This is a genomic window from Streptococcus pluranimalium, assembly GCF_047785705.1.
Lineage (GTDB): Bacteria > Bacillota > Bacilli > Lactobacillales > Streptococcaceae > Streptococcus > Streptococcus pluranimalium_A.
In genome coordinates this window covers 1-13,335 of the sequence record NZ_JBLOJV010000038.1, presented here as the reverse complement: position 1 = coordinate 13,335, position 13,335 = coordinate 1, and the positions used below count along the sequence as shown (strand labels likewise).

The following is a 13,335-nucleotide window of genomic DNA, read 5'->3' as shown; positions in this document are numbered from 1 at the left end:
TAAATCGTGGTCATGACACAAAACAATATTTTAAGGAGGTATTCGATATGACTACACAAACCATTTCACCATTTGAACTGTTGGACACCGAATCACTTGCCGCTGTTAAGGGTGGAAAAATGATTTCTTATGGATTAACAGGTTGTAAAACGATTTGGCACTCTGGAGGGATAGCATAATGGCTACTATTAAGTGGTTTTCTGGCGGTAGTGAGCGTCAACAAGAAGCAAGTGCTCTCATTAAAACATTGCTTATTGATCTTCAGGCTGATGCTCATACGATGCCTTTGCAGACTGTTTTAAGGTCTTATGAAAAAGAGCTGAAAGAAGCAAGGTTATCCATTCCTTTTATTTTAAGCCGTATGAATATGGCAATTGCGACTGTGTTAGCAGAACAGGATCTGTTATTATCCAAAGAACAATCGCAACAGTTACAGGCATTACGCAGTTTATCTCACATCAAATACGGGTATTAAGATGTTTGGTAGCTTTACCATTTAAATCATAGCGAAGAAATCCTAAGAAAGATATCTTAGTCCACTATAGCTAGCATTCAGGATTTTTTCGTCCCAAAAATATCAGTAGTGCTATCCTAAACGTGTTTTGTTGTAAGAAACAAATAATTTATGTTAGGAAGCAAAACCACTAGCCAGACTGGAATCAATACTGTCTGGCTTTTTTAGGGTATGAGCTTTCTTGCTTTATCCATGACCACTGAGGTGTTAGTAATCTATGGTATAATGGTAAGATTAAGAGATGACAACGATAGCATTCATTGACAGTCAAGGTGAGGATGACTAGGACGATCACGTTAGGAGAAATGATCTTGGTAAGTTAGAGGCGGGGACAAAAATCCTAGCCTCTCAATTATTTTTTGAATTGTCAATCGAGACGCAGTGGTTGAGTGGACTCTAATACGCTGATTTCATTAGCTTTTACAGTCCTATTCAACTGTGCGGAGGTGGGAGTGAAACGGTCTGGGGATAGACCGTTTCAGCCCCAACCTAGACATAAAAGAGTGAGGGAAATCGAATTCTGACGAATTACCGATTTTTGTCCCACACTCTATCAAGCAACTATAGGAGGGGAATCGCTTTGCTACAATTAACGAACATTAACAAATACTATCAACTTGATGGGACAAATAGGGAACAAGCCTTGAAAAATATATCGTTGTCTTTTCAAAAAGGAGCTATTACAGCCATTTATGGGCCATCTGGCTGTGGTAAGACCAGTCTCTTAAACATTATCAGTGGTTTGGATAGGGATTTTGAAGGGGAGCTCACTTTTGAAGGGCAGAGTCTGCGTGGCTTGTCTGAGGATGACATCACGCTTTTTCGTAAAAACCATATTGGCTTCATTTTCCAGAACTTTGATCTGATTCCTCACCAGACTGTTGAGGATAATGTCCGATTGCCTCTTTATTTACAAGGCTTATCTCAACATGAGAGTCAGCAAATTGTGGCTAAAATCCTTGATGATTTGGGTATTTTAACACTCAAGACAAAAAATGTTAAGCAACTATCAGGAGGTCAAAGGCAACGCGTGGCTATTGCTAGAGCCTTGGTCAACTCTCCTGAGATTATTGTTGCAGATGAGCCGACAGGCGCTTTGGACTCAGAGTCTCAGGCGATGGTATTAGAGATTTTGGAGACATTGGCAAAGTTAGGAAAGACTGTGATTATCGTGACACATAACCCAGAAGTTGCTGATTATGCTGATGTGATTATCACAATGAAGGATGGTGAGGTTATTCATGAAACTAACGCGAAATAAATTATCGATGCAGCATCAGTTAAAGTTGGCTTTTGGAAACTTTATGGAGCGTAAATGGCGTAATCTGGTGATTGCTTTGGCAACTTCGATAGGCTTTATCGGTATTATCATTTCTTTTGGTCTTGGCAATGCTGTTCTTACGATGATTAACCAAAACACTGGCAATGGCAAGCTTCCTTCACAAATCCAAATCTCTCTCAATGCTGAAGTCATTAAGACAGGAAACTTGAATAAAAATGATATGACAGAGGTGCAAAAGCTAGTTGGTAAAGATAAAATCAAGTATCTGGAAGCGCCGTTCTCTGTGATGATGAGCAGTCTGGATATCAAAGACTTGGGTAATTTAAGGATGACAGAAAGTCTTCCAAACTATTCGCAAGTAGTGAGTCTCTATCAGGATACTAGCATTTCAGTTGTTGCGAATGATGCTGATGAGATTGTCTTAGGCAAGGAATATACGGACGCTGATGAACAGGGGTTGACGATTCCAGTGACGCTGATAGAGCATTTTAATAAAGCCAATAAAACTAACTATCATCATCAGGATTTTTTAGGTAAGGAAGTGACGCTTCAACTGGTAGAAAATTCAGCAACTGACACCAAGACAGGCACTATCAAAACGACTATTTCTCGCATCATCAAGGATGAATTGGGGGATAGTAATAGTTTTATGGCACCCAATCAGCTAGCGAAAGCTATGGAAACTAACGGCTTTACCAAGACGATTCCTTATCTTTTGCTGGAGGCTAAAAATCCAGAGGATACCGCTAAAATCAGCGATAAGATCAAGAAAAACAAGAAATATCTAGTCATATCTCAACAAGCCATTCTTGATATTGTCATTAACGTTATCAAAATTGCTCAGGGGCTGCTTATTGTGTTATCTTTACAGGCAGTGTTGGTATCTATTGTTATGATTGGGGTTATTGTTTACATCAATATCATGCAACGCTCACGAGAAATTGGTGTGATGAAAGCAGTGGGTTACCTCAATAAAGACGTGAAGGCGATTTTCTTATTGGAATCTCTTTTGATTACTTTCATCTCACTCTTATTTGCCTTTGTGATATCGCTTGCTATTGGTGGCCTGGCCAATACGATTGTCAATCATTTCTACAAAGACATTGAGCGGGTCTTTGCTCTTAATTGGCAATCTGTTCTTGGGATGATCCTACTTGCTTTTACCATGGGTTACTTATCAGCTTATTTTCCAACGAAAAACATCAGTAAGTTAGATCCTGTCGAGTCATTGAGGTATGAATAAAAAAAGAGGCGCTGGCCTCTTTTTCTTATCTCAGTTGATTGAACTGTTCTTGCACTTCTTGGAGACTTTCGGCGCGTGAGACGGCACCACGGATCTTGGCAGCCCCAGCTGTTCCACGGAGATAATGAGGAGCAAGCCCACGAAACTCACGCACAGCAATCATCTCACCTTTGAGGGCAACCAGACGTTTGAGGTGATCTTCAGCGATGTCTAGTTTCTTAGCAAAGGGGAGTTCCGGTAGTTCTTCTCCAGTTTCAAAGAAGTGATTGATTTGAGTGAAGATGTGTGGGTTATTCATAGCTGCACGTCCTACCATAACGGCATCGACACCGATTTCTTCAATCATGAACTTGGCATCATGGACAGTTTTGACATCACCGTTTCCGATAAATGGGATTTTGGTGATAGCTTTAGAAACACGTGCCAAGGTTTCATGGTCACAGTGACCGCGATACATTTGCTCACGGGTTCGACCGTGCATGGCAAGGGCAGAAACCCCCGCAGACTCAGCAGCTAGGGCATTTTCCACAGCGAGTGAGCTATCAGCCCAGCCAGTACGCATTTTCACCGTCAAGGGAATATCCAAGACAGAAGTCACTTCCTTGACGATGTGATAGATTTTATCTGGGTCTTTGAGCCATTTGGCACCAGCTTCGTTTTTGACAACCTTGTTGACGGGACAGCCCATGTTGATGTCAACGATGTCAGCTTTGGTATTGGTTTGGATAAAGTCGGCCGCACGTTTTAGCCCTTCGGCATTGCCACCAAAGAGTTGGATGGACATGGGGTGTTCGTTGTCGTCAATATGGAGCATGTGGAGGGTTTTGTCGTTGTTGTAGAGCAATCCTTTTTCAGAAATCATCTCCATGACAACCAATCCAGCACCGAATTCTTTGGCGATGGTACGAAAGGCAGAGTTGGTGACCCCTGCCATCGGTGCTAGGACAGTGCGGTGTGGGATTTCGACATTCCCAATTCTAAAAGATGAGTTAAGCTTTGTCACGGATAATAGCCTCCAAATCGTCTTGATTAAATTGGTACTTAGTGCCGCAGAATTGGCAAATGATTTCGGCGCCGTGGTCTTGGTCTCTCATGTCTTTCAAATCAACAACTGGTAGTGTAGCAAGGGCTGACTCAAAACGATGGCGTGAACAGTCGCAGTTGAAACCGATGGTTTCTTCTGAAAGGCGCTTGTAAGGTTCATCACCATAGATAGCTGATAGCAGAGCATCGATGTGATCTTCTGACTCTAGGAGCGTTGAGATAGCTGGCATTTCGTGGATGCGTTTTTCATAGCGGCTGATTTCTGCCTCAGTCGCACCTGGCAGAACCTGGAGCATGAAGCCTCCGGCTACTTTGACCTGATCGTTGTCGTCCAAGAGGACATTGAGACCAACAGCTGAAGGGGTCTGCTCACTTTCTGTCAGATAAAAGGCCAGATCCTCACCGATTTCGCCAGAGACGATAGGGGTAGTCGAGGTATAAGGGTTACCAGTGCCATAGTCAACGATGACGACAAACTGACCAGCGCCCATAAAAGGTCCAACCAAAACTTCACCGGTCGCTGTTTTCTTGATGTCAACGCCAGTGTTTTGAATATAGCCTTTGACATTACCTTTGGTATCTGCTACGGAAATGATGTTACCAAAGGAGCTGTTGCCGATGATTTTGACAGTCACTTTGCTGTCTCCTTTTTGGTTGGCGGCAAGGATCTGGTTGGCGATGAGGGTACGGCCGAGGGCAACGGTTGATGATGCTAGGGTGTCGTGCTTGATTTGGGCTTCTTTGACCGTCGCTGTACTATCAAGAACATAGGCTCTAAAAGCCCCTGATTCTGAAATTGATTTGATTAATTTATCCATAATGCCTCTATTATAGCAAAAAAGAACCTGGGACAACAGCGCTAGGTTCCTTGGTTGAGGCCTTTATTAGATTTTATTGGTTATTTACGATCTTGCTTTGTTTTGTAAGGGTACAAAACAAACACAGCACACACCAGTAATAAATGTAATATTATTTTTAGATATATCGGCAAATTTTCTAGAAATATTTGGAAAGATCCTAAGACTTTTATATCCAACACTTTGTGAAAAAAACTGATGATAAAATAAGAGATAGTCATTCCCCAAAATAAGCATGTTTTAGTCATGGATATCCTCCATCTTTTTTATTATTACAAGAAAATAAAGCTAGCAGTTTTAACTGTCCAGTGAGCAAGATTTCTATTCCAACCATACTTAACAAGGTAGTTTTCAGCACCAGTTTCTAAATTGTCTTGCCATTCAAACAAATAATTAGTTACCTCTACCAAACTTTTTTGCCCTAATTTAGTTGCAATAAAACGAGCAACTTTTTTTATTACAGCAGATTTGACGCCTCTTTTTCTCCTGCGAGGGTGTTCTTGTTGATATGCTTTTAGTAAATCTAACTGTTCATTCTCTGATAAACTTAGGGCAGCGACTATTTCATCAAATTGCTCTTTTTTATCTGTGGGTAATTGAATGTATAAATCATCTTTTTCTGACTTATTAACAATGGTTTCATCAGCAGATACTTTTATTGGAATCAGAGGATTCTGAGCTGTTATTGTAGCAGAGAAAAGTGTTGTAGTTAACAACACGATTATGTATTTTTTTATCTTCGTTTTCATTTTTAACATCCTTTCAAAATGGTTTCAATGTGGCTGGGTAAATTAAAAATAAACATAAATTTAAGTTTCAGTCAATTATCGTTTCCGTTTTTATTTCTCTTTCTAGACCTATTCTTTATTTATGATTACATTCTTATGTTATCATAATAAGCTAGTTTTTTCAAAATCCAACTAGGCATGTCAAACTAGATGGTAAAAATTATTCTAACTGACCGATAGTTATGAACATAGGATACCTTACCAGAAGATGGTATAGACGACTCGTATCTGATCAAATAATAACTGTTGGATGTGACAATCCAAGAAGGACAATAGCCGTTAATTTCCTGATTTTTACTTCTCTTAATAGTGCCAATGTTAGTAATCAACTTGGTATTCAGTGCTTTCTGGAAAAAGTTTTCGGTTTTTGCTATAATGGGGTGTAAGATAAACTCGCGGGTGAAATTCCTGCCAATCGTTTTTCAGAAAAGGAGTAGGGCTTAATCCTGCCTAGGACGCAGCCCGAATCAAAGATATGACATCAGTTGTAGTTGTTGGTACCCAGTGGGGCGACGAAGGTAAAGGTAAAATCACGGATTTCTTGTCAGCGGACGCAGAGGTGATCGCTCGCTATCAAGGTGGTGACAATGCTGGTCACACCATCGTGATTGATGGCAAGAAGTTCAAACTTCATTTGATTCCGTCAGGGATTTTCTTTAAAGAAAAAATCTCAGTTATCGGTAACGGTGTGGTGGTCAATCCAAAATCTTTGGTTAAAGAATTGAACTATCTCCACGAAGAGGGTGTCACAACTGACAACCTTCGTATCTCTGACCGTGCCCATGTGATCCTCCCCTACCACATCAAGCTTGATCAGCTTCAAGAAGATGCGAAAGGGGACAATAAGATCGGAACAACCATCAAAGGGATTGGTCCAGCCTATATGGATAAGGCTGCGCGTGTTGGTATTCGTATCGCTGATTTGTTGGATAAAGAGATTTTTGCAGAACGCCTTAAAACCAACTTGGCTGAGAAAAATCGTCTCTTTGAAAAAATGTATGAATCAGATCCATTGGCTTTTGACGATATTTTCGAAGAATACTACCAATATGGTCAAGAAATCAAGCAGTATGTGACAGACACATCTGTCATCCTCAACGACGCTTTGGATGGCGGTAAGCGTGTTCTTTTTGAAGGGGCACAAGGCGTTATGCTTGATATTGACCAAGGGACTTACCCCTTTGTAACTTCATCAAACCCAGTTGCTGGTGGCGTGACCATCGGTTCAGGAGTTGGTCCATCTAAAATCAATAAGGTTGTTGGTGTCTGTAAAGCCTACACCAGTCGTGTTGGTGATGGACCATTCCCAACAGAATTATTCGATGAAGTTGGTGATTGTATCCGTGAAGTTGGTAAGGAATATGGAACAACAACTGGTCGCCCGCGTCGTGTGGGCTGGTTTGACTCTGTTGTTATGCGACACAGCCGTCGTGTCTCAGGAATTACCAACCTGTCACTTAACTCCATTGACGTGCTGTCAGGCCTTGATACGGTTAAAATCTGTGTGGCTTATGACCTTGATGGTGAGCGTATCGATTATTACCCAGCAAGCCTTGAACAACTCAAACGTTGCACACCAATCTACGAAGAGCTTCCAGGTTGGTCTGAAGACATCACAGGTGTTCGTAGCCTAGAAGACCTTCCAGAAAATGCTCGCAACTATGTTCGTCGTATTGGTGAATTGGTTGGCGTTCGTATTTCTACCTTCTCAGTAGGACCAGGACGCGAACAGACGAATATATTAGAGTCGGTTTGGGCAAATATTTAATTCATCCTAGATCATCTTAATGGTTGTAAAGAAGTGATTAAAAGCCATTGATTTTACTTGAATGTTACAATAGTTAAAGAGAGGGTTTGATTCCCTCCTTTTTTATTTTAAAATATGAAAGCGTTATAAATAGTATTGTGTTTTTTCTTGACACCATACTAACATATATTATATACTTTAAGTGGTTATAACAAGATGAACTATCGAGAGGGTTGCTATGAAAAAACAAGAAAAAAAGCCGCTCTACCTTAAGATGGTTGACACATTAGAATTGAGTATCAGAGATTCGATGTCTCCAAATGATCGTCTGCCTTCTGAAAGAGAATTGAGCACTGCTTTTGATGTGAGTCGTATTACGGTAAGACAAGCCTTGAAAGAGCTAGAGGTTAGAGGGTTGATTTATAAGGTTCAAGGTAAAGGGACTTTTGTCTCTGATTTTGAAACTAAAAAGACTGATTTGGCATCAACTTATAGCTTTACTGAGCAAATGAAGTCACTTGGGAAAAAGCCAGAGACCAAGATTCTCTCTTTTGAAAGAGTGCTTGTCACGAGCTATCTGTCCTCTTATTTAGACATGCCTGTTGGGACTGAAGTGTTTGAAGTTGAACGTTTACGTCTGGCAGATGGGCAACCGTTGATGTTTGAGAGAACTTATATTCCAGTTGTTTCATTTGAAACCTTGTCAAAGGATGTGATGATGTCAAAACCTTTGTACGATATTTTTGCTCAGGATTTCAATCAGACCATCCGTATAGCAGAAGAAGCATTTTCTGCTAGCATTGCCCTAGACTATGAGTCAGATCTGCTAGGCATTAAGAAAGGAGCGGCTGTGTTACATATCACGAGACATACTTACAATGCTCAAAATGTCATGATTGAATTTACATTTAGTATTGCTCGTGCTGATCAATTCCGTTATCAAATTATTCACAAACCATCTTAAAAGGGGGTATTTATGTTTACATCATCTGTAGATGACTTGCAAAAGCTTGGCGCTGAAATCACAACTCGTGAAATTAAGCAGCAACCAGAATTGTGGTGGGAGGCTTTTCAAGCCTATCAGGCTCAAAAAGAAGCCATCCATCATTTCTTAGATAAAGTTGTCGCATCAGCCGATGGCAAAGCGGTTAAAGTTATTTTCACTGGTGCAGGGACATCAGAATATGTAGGAAATAGCATTGTTCACTACTTGCAGACAAAGGGTGACCGTGAGCGTTTTCTCTTTTCAAGTGTCGCGACAACTGATATTGTAGCAGCTCCTCACTATCACTTTTATCCTGAAGATACTGTTTTATTGGTGTCGTTTGCGAGAAGTGGTAATAGCCCAGAAAGTATCGCAGCAGTTGATTTGGCCAATCAATTAGTGCCAAATGTTTATCACATGAGCATCACCTGTGCTGAGGAAGGGGCTTTGGCTAAAGCTGCTAAAACTCAAGATAATAACTTACTCCTCTTGCAACCAAAGCGCTCTAACGATGATGGCTTTGCAATGACAGGAAGCTTCACTTGTATGATGCTAACGGCCTTGCTTGTCTTTGATCAAGAAAACAGTGATAGCGATAAAGAAAGCTACGTCAAGACTGCAGCGAAAATGGCAGCTAGTGTTGTGGAACGTGAGTCTGAACTACAAGAAGTGGTTGACCTTGATTTTAATCGTATTGTTTACACAGGGTCAGGTAGCCTTTCTGGTTTAACGCGTGAAGCACAGTTGAAGCTACTTGAATTAACAGCAGGGAAAATTGTCACAGTCTTTGACTCCTCAATGGGCTTTCGTCATGGGCCAAAATCATTTGTCAATGAGCAAACAGTGGTGGTCACTTTTGTCAATAATGACCCTTATGTTCGTGATTATGACATAGACATTTTAGAGGAAGTGGCTGGCGATGCTATTGCCGTTCAAACCCTTGCTTTGACCCAAAAAGGCGAGCGTAATTTTAGTGGTGATCGCTTTGAGTTTGAGGCGGATCAATTATTGCCAGATGCTTACTTAGCCTTGCCTTATATCTTTGTTGCGCAGACGATTGCCTTGCTATCTGCCATCAAGGTTAAGAATCTTCCGGATACACCGTCAGCGACAGGTACAGTTAACCGTGTTGTTAAAGGTGTTACTATTCACGATTTTAAAAAATAATACATTAAGGAGAAATCATGTTAACACTAACCAAAAACAAGCGTCGCTCAATGGAGCAACTCAGTCAAGACGGGGTGATTTCAGCCCTTGCCTTTGACCAACGTGGTGCTCTAAAACGCATGATGGCGCAACATCAGACAGAAGAACCAACGGTAGAACAAATCGAAGAGCTAAAGAGCTTGGTTTCAGAAGAGTTGACCAAGTATGCTTCTTCAATCCTACTTGATCCTGAGTACGGTTTGCCAGCAACAAAAGTACGTGATGACGCTTCAGGGCTTCTCTTAGCTTATGAAAAAACAGGCTATGATGCGACAACAACAAGTCGCTTACCAGATTGCTTAGATGTATGGTCAGCTAAGCGTATCAAAGAAGCAGGCGCTGATGCCGTTAAGTTCTTACTTTACTATGATGTTGATGGTGATGAAGCTGTCAATGACCAAAAGAAAGCCTATATCGAAAGCCTTGGTTCAGAATGCCGTGCAGAAGACATTCCTTTCTACCTTGAAATCTTGACTTATGATGAGAAAATCTCGGATAATAATAGCCCAGAATTTGCTAAAGTGAAAGCACGTAAGGTCAATGAAGCCATGAAGGTCTTCTCAGAAGAGCGTTTTGGTGTTGATGTGCTTAAAGTTGAAGTGCCTGTTAACATGAATTATGTTGAGGGCTTTGCCAAGGATGAGGTTCTCTTTACCAAAGAAGAAGCAGCTCAAGCCTTTAAGGATCAAGAAGCAGCCAGTGATTTGCCATACATTTATTTGAGTGCAGGAGTATCAGCTAAGTTATTCCAAGAAACACTTGCATTTGCGGCAGCATCAGGTGCTAAGTTCAACGGTGTTCTTTGTGGTCGTGCGACCTGGGCAGGTTGTGTTCCTGTTTATATCAAGGACGGTGCAGAGGCGGCTCGTGAGTGGTTGCGTACAGAAGGTTTCAAGAATATTGATGATCTCAATAAAGTGCTCGAAAAAACAGCAAGTTCTTGGGAAGATAAAATTAACTAAATTTTCTATACCAGCTCTCCAAGTGTAGAAATGAGACTCAAGGACTGACTCTTGATAGTCAATCAAACAAATCCACTTGCTGTCGTTTTCAATGACAAAGAGAGATGATGTTTTGAGTTAAGAAACTAAGAGTTTATCTAGTTAATAAACTTGATTGACCTACCCATCTGTTTTTCAGATGGGTGACAAAAAGGGACAGGTCAAAGACCTTGTCGCATAGGCACTTCCTCCTTGTTTTGAGGTTGAGGTGTCCCCTTGTTGTCATTTTAATGATTAAAAATAATAGATGCCACTATACTAATAGTGACGCCATTGTGTATCTGTTATTTTTTATTTTCTACCCAATGTAAGCGTTAACAAAAAGGAGGTTCTTTCGATGAAGACAGTTAAAACATCATCTAACCCTGGTAGCAACAAACGTTACCGCATTTTAAGAGGTCATAAGCATTTATACCTTGCTCTTTTGCCAGCTTTGAGTCTAGCTCCCTTTGCTACAATGACTGCCAAGGCTGATACCAATGCTCCTGTGACAGGGGAATTTGTTGAAAATAATATCCCCATTACTGCTCCAGCAGTATCTACGGAGTCAGCTGACTACACAGCTCTTTTTACCGTGTTTGGCCGTGCTGGAGTCGAGCTTGCTAAGTCAGATCGTTATACTGAGGAAAGTCTTCAGACACTTGACACAGCAATCAATGCTGTTTCTTTTGATAAAACAATAGCTGAACAAGACATTGTTAACCGCTACGTGACTGATATAGAGCAGGCTTTGGCAGGACTTCAAGAGAGGCCTTTAGTTCAACCATCATCCTCAAACAACAATGGTGTTACTACTCGATCTGCAACACCTGAACTGGCTGATTACACAGCGCTCAATGCCGTTTTGATGTTAGCTCTTCAAGAGTCTGATAAGACAGATGTTTATACTAAAGCAAGTTTGGAAAACCTTGAAGAAGCAATCAATGCAGTACAATTTCATAAATTAGCTACTGAACAAGCCATCGTTAATGGTTACGTTGATGCTATAAATAAAGCTTTAGAAAAACTTCAACCAAAAGATTCCAATCAATCATCAGAATCTGATGAGAAAACGATAAAAACAATAAAGATTTTAGGTACAGATGCAACAACATCTGATGAAAAAAATAAAATCACATATACTGGAATGTGGATGGATTATCGAGATAATTCAAAACTATCATATGATTTTGACGATGACGCTAGCAATAACCCGACTGCCACCCTTAAATTTACCGGTAAAAAAGTAGAGATTTTTGGTGATAAGTTATCTCCTGAAGAGATTGGTATGATAGAAGGTGCACAGTTAGATGTTTTCCTAAATAATAAGAAAGTTGGAACGATAGATGCTCGCTATAAAAATAAGAAGGAAACAAATGTCCTGCTTTTTGCTAGTGACGAATTGCCAGAGAGTGAGCATGTCCTAAAATTAGTTCAAACTTCAGGACTTGGCTTTGCGCTGAGACATATTGATGTTAGTTATACAGCAACGACTACTCCAGAAGATTTGCTGAAACTACAAGCTCATGTTGTTAGCAACGGTCACCACTATAAAAAAACAGACTATGAACGCCTGAAAAATCAAGCACCAACTCGCCCTGAGCGTCCTTTCGCCTACCTCAATGATCAGATCAATGCGGAAGTCCTACTCTTTAGTCAGCAGGCAGACTTAGAGAATGTCACGGGGACTGCTTCTGACTTTATGACTGTTGGTGGGGTTATTTCTGCTGATCATATTAAAGTTCAGTTTTTGAAAGATACCAGTGCTCACATCGCGCGTGGTGGTAATAAATTTAACATTCCTAAAGCGCCAAAAGAGCTCGTTCCAGATGTGATTGATAAAGCGACCTCAGTCGCTATTCCTGCTAAAACATTGCAAGGCAGTTGGGTTACCATTTCAGTGCCAAAAGATGCCAAACCAGGTGTCTACACTGGAACTTTGACCTACAAAGCTGACAACGACGATAAGCCAGTTGTCATACCTTATAGCTTTGAAGTATTGCCAATGGAACAACCAGAGTCAAATCGCTTTAGCGTGGAGCTTTGGCAATACCCTTACACAGTGGCTCGTTATTATGGCATTCCTAAAGATCAGCTTTTTGGAGAGGAGCATCTGGCTATCTTACGCCAGCAACTGAGTGAGTATCAAAAGGTTGGTGGTAAGTCCATCACAGCAACTGTTGTTGAAGATCCTTGGAACAACCAGACCTATGATAAATACCCATCCATGGTCAAATGGACTAAAAAAGCAGATGGTAGCTTTACATTTGATTTTGATCACTTTGATAAATACGTCAACCTAGCAATGGAGCTTGGTATTGATCAACAAATCAAATCCTTCTCGATTGCGCCTTGGGAAAACCGTGTCGGCTATACGGATGAAACCAAAGACCGTTTAGTCTTTAAAGAACTTAACCCTGTTTTAGTCAACGGTAAAAAAGATACCAGACAAGAATGGAAAGACACTTGGGGGGCTTTCTTAACCGCCTATATTGCCCATCTGGATGAAAAGGGCTGGTTTGATAAGGCTTATATTGCACTCGATGAGCGTCCAGCAGCAGTGATGCAAGAAGTGCTAGATCTTTTAGGCAATTATCGCAATAAAGATGGTAAAACCCTCAAGTTGAGTGTGGCTATTGACCATTACGAGCCATCAATGAAGCCGCTACTTGATCGTATTGATGATATA

General features: G+C 40.8%; 12 protein-coding genes. 9 read left to right on the top strand and 3 right to left on the bottom strand.

Features of this window, described 5'->3' with window-relative positions; genetic code table 11:
* Window positions 1-47: 47 nt before the first annotated feature.
* The 4 genes from ACMZ6Z_RS08045 to ACMZ6Z_RS08030 all read left to right on the top strand — a co-directional run bounded on the left by ACMZ6Z_RS08045 (window position 48) and on the right by ACMZ6Z_RS08030 (window position 3,039).
* Complete coding sequence (locus ACMZ6Z_RS08045) at window positions 48-179, top strand: ComC/BlpC family leader-containing pheromone/bacteriocin (RefSeq protein WP_416132048.1); 132 nt, start codon at window positions 48-50, stop codon at window positions 177-179.
* Window positions 179-475: a bacteriocin immunity protein gene (locus ACMZ6Z_RS08040; protein WP_416132045.1), complete on the top strand. Its 297-nt coding sequence runs from the start codon at window positions 179-181 to the stop codon at window positions 473-475. Before ACMZ6Z_RS08045 ends, ACMZ6Z_RS08040 begins: the two co-directional genes overlap by 1 nt.
* A gap of 613 nt (window positions 476-1,088) precedes the next feature.
* Window positions 1,089-1,775, top strand: coding sequence for an ABC transporter ATP-binding protein (locus tag ACMZ6Z_RS08035; RefSeq protein ID WP_416132047.1), 687 nt, complete (start codon window positions 1,089-1,091; stop codon window positions 1,773-1,775).
* Window positions 1,756-3,039 carry an ABC transporter permease gene (locus ACMZ6Z_RS08030; RefSeq protein WP_416132044.1) on the top strand — a complete coding sequence of 428 codons (1,284 nt, stop codon included), beginning with the start codon at window positions 1,756-1,758 and terminating at the stop codon, window positions 3,037-3,039. The genes ACMZ6Z_RS08035 and ACMZ6Z_RS08030 overlap by 20 nt, the downstream gene beginning before the upstream one ends.
* A gap of 25 nt (window positions 3,040-3,064) precedes the next feature.
* Here ACMZ6Z_RS08030 and dusB read toward each other — a convergent pair whose 3' ends face one another.
* From dusB to ACMZ6Z_RS08015, 3 genes are all read right to left on the bottom strand, one after another.
* Window positions 3,065-4,042, bottom strand: a complete 978-nt coding sequence (dusB, locus tag ACMZ6Z_RS08025) for a tRNA dihydrouridine synthase DusB (protein WP_416132043.1) — start codon at window positions 4,040-4,042, stop codon at window positions 3,065-3,067.
* A complete protein-coding gene (hslO, locus tag ACMZ6Z_RS08020; protein WP_416132042.1) occupies window positions 4,029-4,901 on the bottom strand; it encodes an Hsp33 family molecular chaperone HslO in 873 nt (290 codons plus the stop codon). The genes dusB and hslO overlap by 14 nt, the downstream gene beginning before the upstream one ends.
* A gap of 311 nt (window positions 4,902-5,212) precedes the next feature.
* Complete coding sequence (locus ACMZ6Z_RS08015; RefSeq protein ID WP_416132041.1) at window positions 5,213-5,689, bottom strand: hypothetical protein; 477 nt, start codon at window positions 5,687-5,689, stop codon at window positions 5,213-5,215.
* Between the two features lie 514 nt (window positions 5,690-6,203).
* Between ACMZ6Z_RS08015 and ACMZ6Z_RS08010 the strand changes: the two genes are divergently transcribed.
* From ACMZ6Z_RS08010 to ACMZ6Z_RS07990, 5 genes are all read left to right on the top strand, one after another.
* A complete protein-coding gene (locus ACMZ6Z_RS08010) occupies window positions 6,204-7,496 on the top strand; it encodes an adenylosuccinate synthase (protein ID WP_416132040.1) in 1,293 nt (430 codons plus the stop codon).
* Between the two features lie 217 nt (window positions 7,497-7,713).
* Complete coding sequence (locus tag ACMZ6Z_RS08005; protein ID WP_416132039.1) at window positions 7,714-8,439, top strand: GntR family transcriptional regulator; 726 nt, start codon at window positions 7,714-7,716, stop codon at window positions 8,437-8,439.
* Between the two features lie 12 nt (window positions 8,440-8,451).
* A complete protein-coding gene (locus tag ACMZ6Z_RS08000; RefSeq protein ID WP_416132038.1) occupies window positions 8,452-9,627 on the top strand; it encodes an SIS domain-containing protein in 1,176 nt (391 codons plus the stop codon).
* A gap of 14 nt (window positions 9,628-9,641) precedes the next feature.
* Complete coding sequence (gene lacD / locus ACMZ6Z_RS07995) at window positions 9,642-10,628, top strand: tagatose-bisphosphate aldolase (protein WP_416132046.1); 987 nt, start codon at window positions 9,642-9,644, stop codon at window positions 10,626-10,628.
* Window positions 10,629-11,004: 376 nt separating this feature from the next.
* On the top strand, window positions 11,005-13,335 hold a 2,331-nt coding region (locus tag ACMZ6Z_RS07990; protein WP_416132037.1), incomplete at its 3' end, for a glycoside hydrolase domain-containing protein.